This is a genomic window from Ochrobactrum sp. 19YEA23, from assembly GCF_029909865.1.
Classification (GTDB): domain Bacteria; phylum Pseudomonadota; class Alphaproteobacteria; order Rhizobiales; family Rhizobiaceae; genus Brucella; species Brucella gambitense.
Genome location: NZ_JASAMQ010000005.1, coordinates 54997 through 71490, shown reverse-complemented (window position 1 = coordinate 71490; position 16494 = coordinate 54997). Strand labels below are relative to the sequence as shown.

Genomic DNA, 16494 nt, shown 5'->3' with positions numbered 1-16494 from the left:
AGCGCTTTTTGATCTGATTGGATCAGATCGGCGCTCTAGTTCCTTATTTTAACGCGTATCTTTTCCGAAAACCGTTTCACACTTTTCGGGATGCGCTCTAAGCTGCCCGCACTCAATTAACCCCAATTAGTATTGAGTGCAGTAGAATGTTTGAATAAACGAGCAAATGCGAACCGCAAATAGCTGTTTGTCCGATATTGTCCATTTCCCAAGAGATTCTCGATGTCCGTCTATCAGCTTAAGTCACAATTCCAGAATTTACTGAGGCCTGTTGTGGTGCGACTTGCCCGTGCCGGAGTAACCGCCAATCAAGTCACGATAGGCGCGGCGTTGGGGTCCGTCATACTTGGCGCGCTGCTTTTCTGGGGCGGTAGCGCGGTCTGGTTCGCGCTGGTGCCGGTCTGGCTTTTCCTGCGCATGGCGCTCAATGCGGTGGATGGAATGCTGGCGCGGGAGCACAACCAGAAGAGTACACTCGGCGCCTATCTGAACGAGGTTGGCGATGTCGTTTCCGACGCGGCACTCTATGCGCCATTCGTCCTTGTCGCGCCGTTCTCCGGTGCGTGGATGTTCGCCATCGTTCTGCTTGCGGTTCTGACTGAGTTTGTCGGCGTTACAGGCGCTTCACTGGGCGCGAGCAGACGCTATGACGGGCCGATGGGCAAGAGCGACCGCGCGGTGGTCTTCGGCGTTCTTGGCGCGTGGATCGCCATCGACGGCGGATTGCCGGGCTGGGCCTTCTGGGTTCAACCGCTGCTGTGCCTGCTTCTGGCAGTGACAGTGATCAAGCGCGTTCGTGGCGGTCTTGGCGAAGTGGCTGTTAAGGTCTAAGCGCCCGTGCGCTCAAAGCGCTTGAGCACGCCCAGCAACACCAGCGGCACGAATGTCGTAATCACGATGGCGATGAAGGCCATTGCCATGCCAAGCCCGACCGAACCCTGTTCGAACTGACGCCAGATGAAGATGGATATGGTCTGCATGCCGACAGGCGCGACCAGAACCGAGGCGACCAGTTCACGCGTTGCGACCGCAAACACCAGCAGCATGGCGGTGATCAGGCTTGGTGCGATCAGCGGCAGCATGATGCGGCGGAAAGCCGTGAAGCTGTTAGCACCGCAAACACGGGCAGCGGCTTCCAGATTGTCGCCAATCTGGTGAAAGGCTGCGGTTGCATAGCGGATCGGCTGCGGCAGCAGGATGCAGCAATAGGCGAGCAGCAGAATGAGCGGCGTATTATAGGGCGAGATCGGCAGCGACGGCTGGTTCCAAGCCAGAATGAGGCCGACCGCCACGACGACACCGGGCAGAGCATTGGGCAAAACCGTCAGTACATCGAGCCAGAAGCGGCCACGAAACCGCATCTTCACTACGGCATAGGCGGCGACGGCACCGAGGAATCCGGTCAAAAGCGCGCTGCCAAGACCGAGCGACAGGCTGTTGAACAAGGCGCGCATGCCGCCAGCACTATTTTCGGCGATGGATGCAAAATTGTCGAAGCCGAGATTGGCGGACGTCAGTCCGCCGGATACGGTTTTGGACAAAGCGGTGGCGAGGATCGCCAGGAGCGGAACACCGGTGGCCGCAAATGCAACCAGTGCAAACAGCGCCACCACTGGCGCGGTCATTGCGCCCAGCGGGCGCTTGTCCTTCGATTGCGGCTTGCCGCCCGTGGTCACATAAGAGCGACGGGTCAAAATCCAGCGCTGGATCAGAAAGGCCGCAAGCGACAGGCAAACCAGAGTGAGCGAAAAGACCGAAGCCCCGGCCAGATCGATAGGCCAGTCGGAAATGCGCAGGTCGATTTCCGTCACCAGCACTTCAAAGCCCGAGCGGCGTCCAAGCGCTGCGGGTGTGCCATATTCCTCGATTGCTGCGGCGAAAACGAGAAGCAGGCTTGCCGCCAGCCCCGGCGTGGCGAGCGGCAGGGTGATGCGGAAGAAGGACCGCCATGGCGATGCGCCGAAGACGCGGCCCACATCGGAATAGCGTGCGCCGACCGCTTCGATGGTGCGCGATACGGCGAAATACACCAGCGGGAAGGTGTTGAGCGCCATCACGAAGGTCATACCCGCGAGCGAGAACAGAAACGGCGCGAGATGAAATCCGGTCAGCTGTTCGAGATAGCCGCGCGGCTGCAAGGTCATGATCCAGCCAAGCGTCGCGATATAGGGCGGGATCATGAAGGGAACGAGCATCAGCACGTCCCAGACGACCGCAAAGGGCACCTTGTAAAGTGCGCGAAACACCGCGAGCGGCACGGCGATCAGTGCTGACAGCACGACTACACAAAGGCCGAGCAGCACCGTATTGGCGCTCATGCGCAAAAGCTTCGGATCATCGAACAAGGCCGGAAGATGCAGGAAGGGCTCGGCCAGCGAGCCCTGTCCCAGTTTTGGAAAGACAGCCTGAAGCATGATGAAGACAAAGGGGACGGCCACAACCAGCGCCAGTCCGGCGGTGGCGACAAGTCCGAGCGGGTTTGCGCCAGCGCTGCTATTTGTCTTCATGACGATGCTTCTTAATTGCCGGCTGCGAAAATCGCGCCGAATTCCTTCAGCGTTTCATTGCGCTTGCCGTAGACTTCCTTGGCGTCGATGGTCAGGACCTTGAGGTCGTTGATCAGCGGACGATTGGCAGGAATGTCGGTGCGCGATGGCATCAGATAGGTTGCAGCAACCAGTTTCTGGCCTTCGTCGGACAGCATGTAATCGATGAACTGCTTGGCTTCGTCCTGGTTCTTCGACCATTTCAGGATCATGGCCGGGCGCGGCGCAACAACCGTGCCGGAAGCCGGGAAGATCACGTCGATGGACTCACCCTTGGCCTTGCCTGCAAGCGAGATGTAATCGACAGCGCCGAATACGGCGGCCTTGGCACCCTGAAGCACTGGGTTCAGCGCTTCTGCATTGGCACCGGCAACGGTTGCGCCATTGGCGTGCAGGTTCTTGAACAGATCCCAGCCCTGCGTTGACTGAAGGGCGGCGACCAGCTCAAAGCTAGCGCCCGACTGTGCCGGATCGGGCAGGTTCACCAGATCCTTGTACTCAGGCTTGGCGAGATCGGCCCATTCGGTCGGCTTCGGGGTCTTGCTGGCCGGGTTCCATGCGATGCCGAGCGCCGAAACGCCCTGTGCAACGGCGGTTTCGTTCTTGAGAAAATCCGGCACTTTTTCGGCATTGGGGCTGGTATAGGCGACCAGCCAGTCGCGCTTGGCGAAATCCGTCGCCGTGTCCCAGGATGCCGAAATCAGCACGTCCACCACCGGATTGGCGGCTTCGGCCTCGATGCGGGCCATGATCTTGCCGGTCGTCGCCTGGAAGACATTGACCTTCGCACCGGTCTTGGCGGTAAAGCCCGTGGCGAGCTTTTCAATCAGGCTGCCGGGACCGGCGGAATAGACGGTGATATCGGCATAAGCCGCCGTGCTCGCGAAGAGTGCGGTCATGAGCGCAAAGCCTGCCGCGACTTTGGCACCGAGGATCGATTTCTTCATCTGTAGCTCCTGAGATGTTGCCTGTAATGGTCTTACTTCGAGAACCAGCGCAGCTGGCCCGGATCAATGGCGATGCCGACGGGAGCACCCGGCGACAGGCGAATACCGTCGAGATAGGTCAGTTCATGTCCGGCTTCGTCCATGCCGATCCGAACCGTCGTCAGATGTCCGTCACCGCGAAACTGGCTGCGCAATACGGTGGCCGGGATCGCCTCGTCATTGAGCGGTACGCTGCGCACCGACCGCGATGGCAAAAGCACATGCGTGACTGCATTCAGGGCAGCATCCTGTCCCGTATTGTGAGCGATGCGGATATCGGTGCGAGTGATGCGATAGGCGTCGTTATGATGTTCGACCGGCACGACACATCCCAGACGCAGGAAATCGGCGACTTCAGGCGTCTTCGGCTGGGCAACCAGCTGTTCTGGCGCAGCCAGCTGCTCGATCACGCCGCCGCGCATGACGGCAACCTGATCGGCCAGCGAAAAAGCCTCGCTCTGGTCGTGAGTGACATAGATGGCCGTCAGGCCGAGATTGGAGACCAGCTGGCCGATTTCCGTCACCATGTTTTCGCGCAATTCGCGGTCGAGATTGGACAGAGGTTCGTCGAACAGAACCAGTCCCGGCTCCGCGACAATAGCGCGGGCAATCGCTACACGCTGCTGCTGCCCGCCGGACATGTCACTGATGGAGCGATTGCCAAAGCCCGAAAGGCCCACACGATCCAGTGCGGCGGCGACGCGCTTTTCACGGTCGGCACGATTGATGCCGCGCATTTCGAGCGGAAAGGAGACATTGCCGAAGACCGTCATATGCGGCCAGAGCGCATAATCCTGAAACACCATGCCGAGATGGCGCTTTTCCGGCGGAATGAAGCTGCGGCTGTCGGCATCTGCAACGGTGACGCCATTGATGGTGACGGAGCCTTTGGTCGGTTCGAGCAGACCTGCAACGAGACGCAGAAGCGTCGTCTTTCCGCAACCGGACGGCCCGAGCAACGCAAGGGTCTGGCCCTTGGGAAGCGTGAGGCTGATGTCGTTCAGAATGGTCGCCGGACCATAGGCGAGGCTTAGGCCAGCTGTCTGAACGGCGATATCTGCGGATACTGGATGGCTGTTTAACATCTGCCTGCAATCTGAACGGTTTCGCCGCTTCTATTCGGATTGCATGACGTGTGTATGACAGGAAGTTGACAGAAAATCGGGCCTATGGCCGACCGGAATTGCCAGAATTATTCGCCGGGTAAAAGCCTGAAACGGCCCATCGAAGTTAGCCGGATCAGGAGACCTTACCGGGGCGCGACGTGGCGCGCGAGAAAGCGATCCATCTCTTTTTGCAACGGGGCTTTGCCGGTGAAGGCCGCCACATAATGCGGAATGCGCGCCAGTCGCAACGCGGTGTCTTCCTGCGTGCGCATCGAGATATAGCCGATCTGCACCAGATAAAGCGTGCACGCGCGAACATCGGCAACCACAGGTTCAAAACCGAACCGCTCGAACAGGCGCGCCAGACCGGCCAGACGGCTTGCATCGGCGGCGCGCACTTCCTCTTCCACCTGCACCGATTGCAGCGCCCAGCTGCGCACCGCAAATTCGAATGCCGGATCGAAAATATCCCGGTCGAGCCAGCAGTCGAAAACATTGAGAACCGCTTCCTCAAGCGTCTCTGCATAGGCTTCCGTCTGTTTGAGAAGCGCGCCGGTGTTCTTGTCGCGCCAGCGGGTAACCAGGGCATCAAGCAGCTCTTCACGGTCCTTGAAGAACCAGTAGAAACTGGTGCGCGACAGATCGAGCCGTTTGGCCAGCGGCAAAATGCGCACGGCCTCCACGCCGCTTTCGATCAGCGCATCATAAGCGGCCTCCAGCCAGAGGTCGGGCGATCCGCGCCATCCTGTTTCGTTTGTCACCGGTTGTTCCATGGTGTCAGTTCTACCAGACAGCCGGCATTTGGCAAGAAGACTAGACAGTTTTGTACGGCAAAATGACACTTATGATTATTAAATTGACAGTCATGTACATTTCTAGCTAGCCTTGTTGAAAACAACAAATGGGAACGATCGAAATGTCAGCCGATCCGCTGTTGCAGCCGCTTACCATCAAGCATCTGACGCTTCGTAACCGCATCATGCTCACCTCGCATGAGCCAGCCTATGCCGATGACGGTATGCCGAAGGAGCGCTACCGCGCCTATCACGTCGAACGCGCCAAGGCCGGCATCGCGCTGACGATGACGGCAGGCTCCGCCTCGGTGTCGAAGGACAGTCCACCTGCTTTCAACAATGTGCTGGCATACAAGGACGAGGTTGTGCCCTGGTTGCGGATGCTGGCCGACGAATGCCATGAGCACGGCGCGGCGGTGATGATCCAGCTTACCCATCTCGGTCGCCGCACCCGTTGGGACAAGGGCGACTGGCTGCCCTCCGTGTCGTCAACGGCAAAGCACGAACCGGCCCATCGCGCTTACCCCAAGCGGGCCGAAGACTGGGATATCGAGCGCATCATCCGCGATTATGCCGATGCGGCGGAGCGGATGAAAGCCGCCGGTCTCGACGGTCTGGAACTGGAGGCCTATGGCCACCTGCTCGACCAGTTCTGGTCGCCGCTGACCAATGAACTCGATGGCGATTATGGCGGTTCGCTCGACAACCGGCTGCGGTTTTCCTTTCAGGTTTTGAGCGCCATTCGCGAGCGGGTTGGGCCGGATTTTCTGGTCGGCATCCGTTATGTCGCCGATGAGACGCTGGAAGGCGGACTGACGCGTGCGGATGGACTGGAGATTTCCCGCAGGCTGAAGGACAGCGGTCTGGTCGATTTTCTCAATGTCATTCGCGGCCATATTGAAACCGATGCCGGTCTGACCGACGTCATTCCCATTCAGGGCATGCCAAGTGCGCCGCATCTGGATTTCGCGGGCGAAATCCGGTCCAGCACCGGAATGGCGACGTTTCATGCCTCCAAGATTCAGGATGTGGCAACGGCGCGTCATGCCATCGCATCCGGCAAGCTTGACATGGTCGGTATGACGCGCGCGCATATGACCGATCCGCATATCGTGCGCAAAATCCTTGAAAAGCGGGAAGAGGAAATCCGCCCCTGCGTCGGCGCGAATTACTGCCTCGACCGGATTTATCAGGGCGGTGCAGCCTATTGCATTCATAATCCCGCCACGGGTCGGGAGACCTCGATGCCGCATGTGGTCAACAAGGCTGAACAAAGCCGCCGCATAGTGGTGGTCGGTGCTGGTCCTGCGGGGCTGGAAGTCGCGCGCGTTAGCGCCGAGCGCGGCCATAAGGTGGTGGTCTTCGAGGCGGCGAGCCAGCCGGGCGGTCAGGTGCGGCTGACGGCGCAGAGCCCGCGTCGGCGCGAGATGATGGGCGTCATCGACTGGCGCATGGCGCAGTGCGAAAAACTTGGTGTCGATTTCCGCTTCAATGCCTGGGCCGAGGCCGACACGGTAACGGCGGAAGCGCCGGATGTGGCGATCATCGCGACCGGCGGCATGCCGGAAATGAGCCTGCTTGGTGCGGGCAACGAGCTTGCCGTTTCCGCCTGGGATATCATTTCCGGCGATGTGCGCCCGGGAACCAATGCGCTGGTCTTTGATGAGGCGGGAGATCATGCCGGGCTACAGGCGGCGGAATTCATCGCCAATGCGGGCGGCAAAGTCGAGATCATGACCGCCGACCGCACATTCGCACCGGAAGTTATGGGCATGAATCTCGTGCCCTATATGCGCAGCCTGCAAAAGAAGGACGTCACCTTCACGGTCGGCTATCGTCTGGAAGGCATTCACCGCGACGGCAACCGGCTAATTGCGCGGATTGGCAGCGATTATGGCGCGCCCGTCAGCGAACGCGAGTTTGACCAGATCGTCATCAATGACGGTACAAGGCCGATGGATGCGCTGTATTTCGAGCTGAAGCCCCAGTCCCGCAACCTCGGCGTGGTCGATTACGACGCCCTGATCGAAGGGCGCAAGCAGGCCGTTGTCAGAAATGCGCAAGGCGCTTTCGAGCTTTACCGGATTGGCGATGCTGTTGCGGCCCGTAACACCCATGCGGCCATTTATGACGCGTTGCGGCTGGGCAAGGATCTGTAACCAGAGGCATGACCTCATAACTAAGAGTTATGAAGTTGTAGACATTTTTTGCCTTTGTAATCTTTCCAGCGGTCACTATCGTGATGAAGATAAAGGGAACGTCGGCGGCATAATAAATAATCAAGGTTCCGCCAGAACGAGCATAGATCCAGCGTGTCTTGCAGGCATTTCCGGCCCGCATCCGCGTAAAGATGGGACTGTCGCGATGAATGATAAAAAAGGGGAGTGCGGTTATTGAACGCAATGCGACCGACTTTGGTGTCAGGGTCTGCTGGCGTGGCAAATGCGCCTGCCTCCGCATCGAAGCTCATACGCCTTGAGGGGTTGAGCAAGCATTTCGGGGCGCATCTCGTCCTTGAGAATATCGATCTGGAAGTTGCGCAAGGCGAAGTGCTGGCAATCATCGGTCCCAGCGGCTCGGGCAAGAGCACACTTTTGCGCTGCATCAATTATCTGGAAAGGCCGGATGGCGGCCTCCTGACGGTCGGCAAGGTGAAACTCGACGCCACTCAGGCGCCGCGTACTGCGCAGCTGAAAGAGTTGCGCAATACGGTTGGCATGGTGTTCCAGTCGTTCAATCTGTTCCCGCATATGAGCGTTCTGCGCAATGTCAGCCTGCCGCAGGAGCGCGTGCTGGGCCGCAGCCGGGCCGAAGCGGAGGAGCGGGCGATCCAGCTTCTCGAACGTGTCGGTCTTGCTGACAAGGCGACACAATATCCCGGCCGTTGCTCCGGTGGTCAGCAGCAGCGCATCGCCATCGCGCGCTCGCTGGCGCTCAATCCGCAGGTGATGCTGTTCGACGAGCCGACCTCGGCGCTCGATCCTGAACTGGGGCTTGAAGTGCTTGCCGTCATGCGCGAGCTTGCCGAAAGCGGCATGACCATGCTCGTGGTGACCCATGAAATGGGCTTTGCGGAAAATGTCTCCGATACGGTCATGATCATGGCCGATGGGCGCATCATCGAGAAGGGCGCATCGAAGGATGTCATGCGCAATCCGCAAGAGGAACGCACGAAGCGGTTTCTTCGTGCGGTGCATGACCGATGACAGCGGACAATGTTCTCCTCATTCTGAGCGGCCTGCCATGGACCATAGCGCTGACGCTGGGTTCCTTCGCAATCGGCTGCATTCTCGGCGTCCCGCTTCTCGCCGCGCGTCAGGCGCGTCTCGCGCCGGTACGGTGGATCGCGGCTGTGCTGATCCAGATCGTGCGCGCTCTGCCGCCGATCCTCTGGCTCTTCATCATCTTCTTCGGCATTGGCATGGGCATTATGCCGATCAATCCTTTCATTGCGGCGCTGATCGGTCTTGGGCTGATCGCATCGGCGAATATGGCTGAAATCTATCGCGGCGCGCTGGCCTCCCTTCACCATGGCCAGTGGGAAGCCGCGACGGCGCTGAATTTCGGCACGCGCCACACGCTGGTCGATGTGGTCGCGCCGCAAGCCTTTCGCGTCGCGCTGCCATCGGCGGCGAGCTATCTGATCGGGCTGATGAAGGAAACCGCCGTTGCCTCGACCATCGGTGTCGCGGATCTCGCCTTCCGGGGCAATCAGGTGTCGCAGCTCACCTTCAAGGGCATCGAGGTCTTCGCGCTGGTCGGCCTGTTCTACATCTTCCTGAGCCTCCCCGTCGCGTGGCTGTCGCGCTCTGCCGACAGCTATCTGAGAGCAAAGGTGGCGCGCTGATGTTCCCGACCTCTGAAGAATTCTACGAATGGATGCCCGCGTTGCTCGGCGGGTTGCAAGTCAGCTTGCAGGTGGCGGCGCTGAGCCTCGCCATCGGCATCCCGCTCGGGCTTCTGCTGGCGCTGGGCGTCGGTGCAAAATCGCGCTTCAATCGCTATCTGAGCCTGTTTCTGGTCGAGATCGGACGCGGCGCTCCGGCGCTGGTGCTGTTGCAGTTCATGTATTTCGGCCTGCCTGCGACCGGTCTGACGATGACTTCGTTTTCGGCTGCCGTGGTGGCGCTGGCCTGGAACACGGGGGCCTATACCAGCGAGATCATCCGCGCGAGCCTGCAATCCATCCATCACGGCCAGCGCGAGGCGGCAGAGGCGATGGGCTTCAATGCGCTTGACGAACTGCGCTTTGTCCTGCTGCCGCAGGCTCTGCGCGTGGCGCTTCCAGCGCTACTGGGCTTTGCGATCCTGATTTTTCAGGGCACGTCGCTCTGCTTCACGATCGCCCTGCCGGAACTCGTCAGCAATGCCTACGAAATCGGGTCCAACACATTCCGCTATATGCCTGCTTTGCTGCTGGCCGGCTTGCTCTATGCCACGATCTGCATTCCGGCAGCATGGATCGTTTCCTATGTGGAGAAGCGCTCATCCGCTTACGCCACCCGATAAAACCCAACGCAACAATAAATGCCCACAACAATAAAGGGGAGTAGAAGATGAAAAACGGGATGATACGCAAAGGTGTTCTCGGCGCCGCATTGCTCATGGGCCTGTCTTCGGCAGCGTTCGCAGAGGATTGCAAGCCGAAGCATGAGTTCAAGACCATCACGCCGGGCACGCTGACGATTGCCGTCACCACCTATGCACCGCATTCCTTCATGGATGAGAGCGGCAAGCTGAAGGGTCTCGATGGCGATATCGCCACCGAATTCGCCAAGCGCGAATGCCTGACCGTCAAGCCGGTCGCCGTCGATCCGGCTGCGGCCATCCAGTATGTGCTGTCGGGTCAGGCCGATATCACCACCGGTGACTGGTATCGCACCGCCGAACGCGCCAAGGTGATGAACCTTTCCTATCCGCTCTATAAGGACCAGATGGGTCTTTATTCCAAGGATGGCGCCAAGACCGTTGAGGAACTGGTCGGCAAGAATGTCGGCACCGTTCAGGGTTACCTCTGGGTCACCGATGCCAAGAAACTTCTGGGTGCAAAACTGCGCCTTTACCCGAACTCCGTGAACATGCATCAGGATCTTGCATCAGGGCGCATCGACATCGGCATCGATGGTTATTCGACCGGCGCTTATGCGGCCAAGAATGGTACGCTCAAGGATATCAAGGTCGAGGTTGCGCAGCCCGATCCGCGCATCCGTGCCACCAAGGAAGCGGCGCAGGCAAGCCTGCCTTATGCCAAGAGCGCGACGGATTTCGGTGCTGCACTCGACGCCAATATCGAGGAAATGCACAAGGACGGCACGATTGCCAAAATCCTGAAGTCCTACGGTCTCGATGAAAGCGCTGGTGACACCGGTGCGCCAAAGCTCATCGAGTAATCTCATCATCACGATAGGATGCGGCGGCTGACCGCCGCATCCGCAACAACCTGCATTTTGGCATATTGCGGAGGTGCCGCCATGGCGCTCGATCATTATTTCCTTCTCGGTCGTTCCGGTCTTCGTGTCAGCCGTCTGGCGCTTGGCACGATGACATTCGGCAATGCCGGGATCAGGGGGATCGGCGGGTCGTGGGGCACCGACGAGGGCAATGCGCGCGCTATTTTCGACCGTTATCTGGAAGCGGGCGGTAATTTCATCGACACGGCGGATTCCTATGGCGCGGGTCTCAGCGAAACACTGGTCGGCAAGTTTGTCGAGGAAGCGGGCGCACGGGATCGCGTGGTGATTGCGACCAAATATTCGAACAATCTGCATCCGGGCAATCCCAATGCCGGCGGCAATGGCCGCAAGAACATGATGCGGGCGGTCGACCAGTCGCTGAAACGGCTGAAGACCGATTATATCGACCTCTATATGGTGCATACCTGGGACGGAATGACCCCTGTGGAAGAAGTCATGCGCGGCTTCGACGATCTGATCCGCGCGGGTAAAATCCGCTATTGCGGCCTTTCCGACGTGCCTGCCTGGTATGCAGCGCGGGCGCAAACCTGGGCGGAAGCGCATGCGCTTTCGCAGCCGATCAGCCTTCAACTGCCCTATTCGCTGGTCGAGCGCAGCATCGAGCAGGAATTCGTGCCGCTCGGTCAAAATCTCGGCCTTGGCATCACCGCATGGAGCCCGCTGGCCATGGGGCTTCTGTCGGGCAAATATCGCGCGGGCGGCGAAGGCCGCCTGAACCGCGACAATGCCGAAGGGCTGGGGCTGTTCACCGAACGTAACACCCGCATCGTCACGGCGCTGGCCGAGGTTGCAGATGCTATGGGCAAGCCGATTGCGCAGGTAGCCCTCAACTGGGTGGTGACACAGCCGGGCATTGCGGCAGCCATTATCGGCGCAAGCAAGCTTGCACAGCTCGACGACAATCTGGGCGCGCTCGCATTCACAATTCCGGATGAGTTGCGCGTCAGACTGGAGGCTGCAAGCGCCCTTCAGTCCACTTATCCCTATTCGCTTTTTGCGCCGGATTATCAGGCGGGCATTCTCAACACCGGCGTTTCGGTCGGTGACAAGCCTGCCGGTTATCAGCACCCGCATTTCGTGCCGAAGGTCGGTGAATACGCTTTCGGAAAGCCTCCCAAGAACGACTGATCAGTCTTAAGGAACCACCATGAACGACATGCCCGCGAAGGTGCGCTCTGTCGCCGCCGTCGAACCAGCCCTTTTTGTCCTCACGCTCGATTGCGATGACAAGCCCGGCATCGTGGCGGCCATCACCACGGAACTGGCGGCCATCGGTGGCAATATCGTGGAAAGCAATCAGTTTCGCGACAGGCTGACCAACCGCTTTTTCATGCGTATTGCTTTCAGCGCGCCGCTTGGCATGTCGCGTGAGGCGATTGAGCATGCACTGAAACCGGCAGGCGAGCGGTTCGGCATGAAATTCGCGGTGGCCGATGCCAGCCGCAAGCCGAAGATCGTGCTCATGGTGTCCAAATTCGATCACGCCATGCTGCATCTTCTCTATCAGATCCGCGTCGGCTGGCTGAATGCCGAGGTCGTCGCCATCGTCTCCAATCATGAAGACAGCCGCGAGACGGCGGAAAGTGCGGGCATTCCCTATCATGCCTGGGGCGTGAACAAGGACAACAAGGCCGAGCAGGAAGCCCGCCTGATCGATCTGGTACGTGAGACGCAGGCCGATCTCGTCGTCCTTGCGCGCTATATGCAGGTGCTGTCGGATAAGCTTTCCAACCGCCTGTTCGGCAAGATTATCAACATCCACCATTCGTTTCTGCCATCCTTCAAGGGTGCAAAGCCCTATCATCAGGCGTTCGAGCGCGGCGTGAAGCTGATCGGTGCAACGGCGCATTATGTGACGCCGGATCTCGACGAAGGCCCGATCATCGAGCAGGAAACGGAGCGGGTCACGCATTCCATGAGCGCGGAAGATTTCGTCGCCACCGGGCGCGATATCGAAAGCCGGGTTCTTGCGCGGGCGGTGAAGATGCATCTGGAAAACCGCGTCATGCTCAATGGGCACAAGACGGTGGTGTTCGCGCAATAGGCCGAGGGCCTATATATCCAGTTCCGCGTCTGCGCCCTGTTCGAGAAGCCAGTCGCGGAACAGTTCAGCCCCCCGCTTTGGCGGGCGTTGAGCGGGCATGACGAGATGGATCGTATCGCCGGACCGATGAAAAATATGCGTGGCGGGCACAAGCCGTCCGGCCACGATATGATCATGGACGAGGTGTTTCCAGCCAAGCGCTACGCCTTGCCCCTGCACCGCAGCCTCGATGGAGCTGAGCGCGTCGGTGAAGACGAAATCCTGTTCAATGCGCGGGTTCTGCACGCCGGAACGTTCCAGCCATTCGCGCCAGCCAAGCCGCGAACGGTGGCGCTCCTCAAAATGCAGCAGCGTGTGGTTCAGAAGATCGCTCGCTTCCTCGATCTGTCCGCGCTCCTTGAGATATGAGGGGCTGCAAACCGGCCAGACTTCCTCCGTCACGAAGGGCCAGGCGAGGATGCCCGGCCATTTGCCTCTCCCCAGACGCGCCGAAACGTCGATATCTTCTTCGAGCAGATCCTGATCGTCGCGGCTGCTTTCTTCGATGCGCAGCGCCACATCCGGATGCTTTTCCTTGAACCCTTTCAGGCGTGGCAAAAGCCACAGCTGCACGAAGGATGCCGAGAACGACACGCGGATGATATCGCGCGAGTGTTTCTTGCGCATGGACGAGATGACCATGTGCAGATGGTCGAATGCTTCCTGCGTTTCGCGATAAAGCCGCTGGCCTTCCGCCGTCAGTTCCAGACGGCTGCGCTCGCGTCGGAAAAGCTTCAATCCGGTGGCTTCTTCCAGAAGCTTGATCGTCTTGCTCACCGCTGGCTGGCTGACATTCAGCTCTTCCGCTGCCGCGGTAAAGCTCAGCCGTCGGGCCGCCGCCTCAAACACGAAGAGGTAATTGGCCGAGGGGATGAGCGAGCGGAGTCTATGCATAATCTGAAGTTATATCTTCGCGGATTTTTTATCAAGCTCACAGGGCGCAGAACCCTCTGTAATGTAACGCACAAAGGAGCCCGTATTGTCGCCGGGAGCGACGCTTCGGCAATCTCCAAATCATATACTGGAAGGGAACTAGGAATGCAGACTCATGCGCGCGCGGTTGTCATCGGGGGAGGTTGCGTCGGCGCCTCCATTCTTTACGGTCTGGCCAAGCGGGGCTGGTCGGATGTCGTTCTTCTGGAACGCACGCAGCTCACCGCCGGTTCCACATGGCACGCGGCAGGCCTGATCCCGTCCTATGCGCGCAGCATCAATATCGGCCGCATGATCAACAAATCCATCGAGATTTATGAAGGTCTGGAAGCCGAGACCGGCCAGCATGTCGGCTGGCACAAATGCGGCCAGCTGCGCATCGCCAATACGCGCGACCGGCTGGACGAGTACAAGAGCTATATGAGCGTCGCCGAAGTGCAGGGCCTGCGCGCCGAGCTGGTTTCCCCGGCACGCGCCCGTGAATTGTGGCCGCTGCTTGAGAACAATCATGACATGCTGGGCGCGCTTTATCACCCGGATGACGGTCATATCGCGCCTGCCGATGTCACCATGGCGCTGGCCAAGGGCGCACGCGACAGAGGCGCGAAGATTCATCTTAACACGCAGGTCAACGGTTTCGAGCGTCTGCCAAGCGGCGAGTGGAAGGTGAAGACCAATCAGGGCGACATCATCTGCGAGCATATCATCTCGGCCACGGGTAATTATGCCCGCCAGACCGGGGCGATGCTCGGCCTCGACATTCCGGCGATCCCGATTATCCATCAATACTGGATCACCGATGCAGTGCCGGAAGTGATCGAGCGCAAGCGTCAGGGCCTGCCGGAAATGCCAATCCTGCGCGATGAGGGCTTTGAGGGCTATCTGCGCGAGGAAGGCGATGGGCTGATGTTCGGCCCTTATGAGAAGACGGAACATCTGAAGCTCTTTGCTGAAAACGGCGTGCCGGAATGGTTCGGCGCCGATCTTCTGGAAGAGGATTTCGATTCCGTTTCGTGGAATTGGGAACAGGCCATTGAGATGGTTCCCGCACTCGGTCGCGTCGGTATCAAGGCCAATGTGCGCGGGCCGTTCCAGATGACGGCGGATGAATTGCCGCTGGTCGGTCCGGCCTGGGGGCTGGACAATGTCTGGCTGGCCGAAGGCGTTCCGGGCGGCATCCTGTGGGGCGGTGCTATTGGCTATTATCTTTCGGAGCGTATCGTCGAGGGCGGCAACAGTATCGATACGTCCGAACTCGATCCGCGTCGTTTTGGCGATTACGCCAACAAGAATTGGACCCGCGAGAAGGTGCGCGAATCCTGGGGCACCCATGCCGAGCAGCATTATCCGGGACAGGATATGCCCGCTGCCCGCCCACAGAAAACCGCGCCATCCTATGACCGCCTGACTGAACTGGGTGCTGTTTGGGGTTGCCTCAATGGTTGGGAAATGCCGAACTGGTTCGCGCCTAAGGGCGTCGAGGCCAAGGATCAGTACAGCTGGCGCTGGACGGAAAAGGGCAAATATGTCGGCGAGGAAGTCGAAGCGGTCCGCAATGCAGTCGGCCTCGTCGAAATGACGCCGATGACCAAATTCGAGGTCAGCGGTCCCGGCGCGGAAGCCTGGCTCGACGGCATTCTCGCCAACCGCCTGCCGAAAATTGGTCGCGTCAACCTTGCGCATCATCTGACCAAGAAGGGCGGCGTGCAGGCGGAATATGTGGTGTCGCGTCTCGATGACGGCACTTTCTATTTGATTTCCACCCCGCGCGCCGAACGCTGGAACTTTGACGATCTGTCGAAGTTGCTGCCGAAGGACGGCAGCGTCACCCTGCGCAATGTGACCAATGATCGGGGTTGCTTCACCATTGTCGGACCGAAGGCGCGCGACGTGCTGCAGTCTCTCACCGAAATCGATCTGTCCAACGAAGCATTCCCGTGGTTCGGCATCAAGTCTGGAACGGTTGGCCTTGCCAGCGATGTGCGCCTGCTGCGCGTCAATTATGAAGGCGAACTGGGCTGGGAGCTTTATCATCCGCTGGCCTATCAGCGGCATCTGCTGGAAGCCTTGCTTGCATCCGGCAAGGAGCACGGCCTGCGCCTTATCGGCCTGCATGCACTGGAATCGCTGCGGCTCGACAAGTCCTATCGCGCCATGTACCGCGACATGAACACCGAGCTGAGCGCCTGGGAAAGCGGCCTCGAACGCTTCATCCGTCTCGACAAGGGCGATTTCATGGGCAGGCAGGCGCTGGTCGAGGAAAAGGAACGCGGCATCAAGCGCCGCTCCGTCACGCTTGCGGTTGAAACCGATGGCGCCAGCACGCTGACCAGCGAGGGTGTCTACCATGATGGCAAGCTGGTGGGTCGCGTCACTTCGGGCAGCTATTCCTACACGTTCGGGCACGATATCGCGCTGGCGCTGCTGCCGGTCGAGCTTGGCGTGCCGGGCACGGAACTGGAAATCCCGGTTCTGGGTGAGAGGCGCAAGGCCCGCGTGATCGAGGAATCGCCATACGATCCGGAAGCCAAGCGCGCGCGCCTCTGATCGTCCGTCCAATAGTTAGTGCGAA

Annotated in this window: 14 protein-coding genes; 9 read left to right on the top strand and 5 right to left on the bottom strand. The window is 59.5% G+C overall.

Annotation, left to right across the window (positions count from 1 at the left end; translation table 11 throughout):
• The first annotated feature begins 222 nt into the window (after positions 1-222).
• Complete coding sequence (locus QBD01_RS14260; RefSeq protein ID WP_280993342.1) at positions 223-831, top strand: CDP-alcohol phosphatidyltransferase family protein; 609 nt, start codon at positions 223-225, stop codon at positions 829-831.
• Here the strand turns inward: QBD01_RS14260 and QBD01_RS14255 are convergent.
• The 4 genes from QBD01_RS14255 to QBD01_RS14240 all read right to left on the bottom strand — a co-directional run bounded on the left by QBD01_RS14255 (position 828) and on the right by QBD01_RS14240 (position 5411).
• On the bottom strand, positions 828-2507 hold the full coding sequence (locus tag QBD01_RS14255; RefSeq protein WP_280993341.1) for an iron ABC transporter permease: 1680 nt from the start codon (positions 2505-2507) through the stop codon (positions 828-830). The genes QBD01_RS14260 and QBD01_RS14255 overlap by 4 nt on opposite strands.
• A gap of 11 nt (positions 2508-2518) precedes the next feature.
• Positions 2519-3493 carry an ABC transporter substrate-binding protein gene (locus QBD01_RS14250; RefSeq protein ID WP_280993340.1) on the bottom strand — a complete coding sequence of 325 codons (975 nt, stop codon included), beginning with the start codon at positions 3491-3493 and terminating at the stop codon, positions 2519-2521.
• A gap of 32 nt (positions 3494-3525) precedes the next feature.
• Positions 3526-4617, bottom strand: a complete 1092-nt coding sequence (locus QBD01_RS14245; RefSeq protein ID WP_280993339.1) for an ABC transporter ATP-binding protein — start codon at positions 4615-4617, stop codon at positions 3526-3528.
• Positions 4618-4781: 164 nt separating this feature from the next.
• On the bottom strand, positions 4782-5411 hold the full coding sequence (locus QBD01_RS14240) for a TetR/AcrR family transcriptional regulator (RefSeq protein WP_280993338.1): 630 nt from the start codon (positions 5409-5411) through the stop codon (positions 4782-4784).
• 143 nt (positions 5412-5554) lie between these two features.
• On the opposite strand from QBD01_RS14240, the gene QBD01_RS14235 reads away from it, so the two are divergent.
• From QBD01_RS14235 to purU, 7 genes are all read left to right on the top strand, one after another.
• Positions 5555-7591 (top strand): NADH:flavin oxidoreductase, encoded by a 2037-nt coding sequence (locus QBD01_RS14235; protein WP_280993568.1) that lies wholly within the window; start codon positions 5555-5557, stop codon positions 7589-7591.
• A 234-nt stretch (positions 7592-7825) separates the two neighbouring features.
• Entirely contained in the window at positions 7826-8638 is an 813-nt protein-coding gene (locus tag QBD01_RS14230) for an amino acid ABC transporter ATP-binding protein (RefSeq protein WP_280993337.1), read from the top strand.
• Positions 8635-9279: an amino acid ABC transporter permease gene (locus QBD01_RS14225; protein ID WP_182521383.1), complete on the top strand. Its 645-nt coding sequence runs from the start codon at positions 8635-8637 to the stop codon at positions 9277-9279. The genes QBD01_RS14230 and QBD01_RS14225 overlap by 4 nt, the downstream gene beginning before the upstream one ends.
• Positions 9279-9941, top strand: a complete 663-nt coding sequence (locus tag QBD01_RS14220; RefSeq protein ID WP_078338140.1) for an amino acid ABC transporter permease — start codon at positions 9279-9281, stop codon at positions 9939-9941. Before QBD01_RS14225 ends, QBD01_RS14220 begins: the two co-directional genes overlap by 1 nt.
• Before the next feature lie 47 nt (positions 9942-9988).
• A complete protein-coding gene (locus tag QBD01_RS14215) occupies positions 9989-10822 on the top strand; it encodes a transporter substrate-binding domain-containing protein (protein WP_078338139.1) in 834 nt (277 codons plus the stop codon).
• Positions 10823-10903: 81 nt separating this feature from the next.
• Positions 10904-12034, top strand: a complete 1131-nt coding sequence (locus tag QBD01_RS14210) for an aldo/keto reductase (RefSeq protein WP_280993336.1) — start codon at positions 10904-10906, stop codon at positions 12032-12034.
• A gap of 19 nt (positions 12035-12053) precedes the next feature.
• A complete protein-coding gene (gene purU, locus QBD01_RS14205; protein WP_280993335.1) occupies positions 12054-12950 on the top strand; it encodes a formyltetrahydrofolate deformylase in 897 nt (298 codons plus the stop codon).
• 9 nt (positions 12951-12959) lie between these two features.
• Here purU and QBD01_RS14200 read toward each other — a convergent pair whose 3' ends face one another.
• On the bottom strand, positions 12960-13883 hold the full coding sequence (locus QBD01_RS14200) for a LysR substrate-binding domain-containing protein (RefSeq protein WP_182521388.1): 924 nt from the start codon (positions 13881-13883) through the stop codon (positions 12960-12962).
• 144 nt (positions 13884-14027) lie between these two features.
• Here QBD01_RS14200 and QBD01_RS14195 point away from each other — a divergent pair, with 144 nt between their 5' ends.
• Entirely contained in the window at positions 14028-16469 is a 2442-nt protein-coding gene (locus tag QBD01_RS14195; protein ID WP_280993334.1) for an FAD-dependent oxidoreductase, read from the top strand.
• Positions 16470-16494 lie beyond the last annotated feature (25 nt).

Bases quoted from the DNA above. Each gene is read 5' to 3' on its own strand.
- QBD01_RS14260 (WP_280993342.1), top strand. From the start codon at position 223: ATGTCCGTCTATCAGCTTAAGTCACAATTCCAGAATTTACTGAGGCCT.
- QBD01_RS14255 (WP_280993341.1), bottom strand. From the start codon at position 2,507: ATGAAGACAAATAGCAGCGCTGGCGCAAACCCGCTCGGACTTGTCGCC.
- QBD01_RS14250 (WP_280993340.1), bottom strand. From the start codon at position 3,493: ATGAAGAAATCGATCCTCGGTGCCAAAGTCGCGGCAGGCTTTGCGCTC.
- QBD01_RS14245 (WP_280993339.1), bottom strand. From the start codon at position 4,617: ATGTTAAACAGCCATCCAGTATCCGCAGATATCGCCGTTCAGACAGCT.
- QBD01_RS14240 (WP_280993338.1), bottom strand. From the start codon at position 5,411: ATGGAACAACCGGTGACAAACGAAACAGGATGGCGCGGATCGCCCGAC.
- QBD01_RS14235 (WP_280993568.1), top strand. From the start codon at position 5,555: ATGTCAGCCGATCCGCTGTTGCAGCCGCTTACCATCAAGCATCTGACG.
- QBD01_RS14225 (WP_182521383.1), top strand. From the start codon at position 8,635: ATGACAGCGGACAATGTTCTCCTCATTCTGAGCGGCCTGCCATGGACC.
- QBD01_RS14220 (WP_078338140.1), top strand. From the start codon at position 9,279: ATGTTCCCGACCTCTGAAGAATTCTACGAATGGATGCCCGCGTTGCTC.
- QBD01_RS14215 (WP_078338139.1), top strand. From the start codon at position 9,989: ATGAAAAACGGGATGATACGCAAAGGTGTTCTCGGCGCCGCATTGCTC.
- QBD01_RS14210 (WP_280993336.1), top strand. From the start codon at position 10,904: ATGGCGCTCGATCATTATTTCCTTCTCGGTCGTTCCGGTCTTCGTGTC.
- purU (WP_280993335.1), top strand. From the start codon at position 12,054: ATGAACGACATGCCCGCGAAGGTGCGCTCTGTCGCCGCCGTCGAACCA.
- QBD01_RS14200 (WP_182521388.1), bottom strand. From the start codon at position 13,883: ATGCATAGACTCCGCTCGCTCATCCCCTCGGCCAATTACCTCTTCGTG.
- QBD01_RS14195 (WP_280993334.1), top strand. From the start codon at position 14,028: ATGCAGACTCATGCGCGCGCGGTTGTCATCGGGGGAGGTTGCGTCGGC.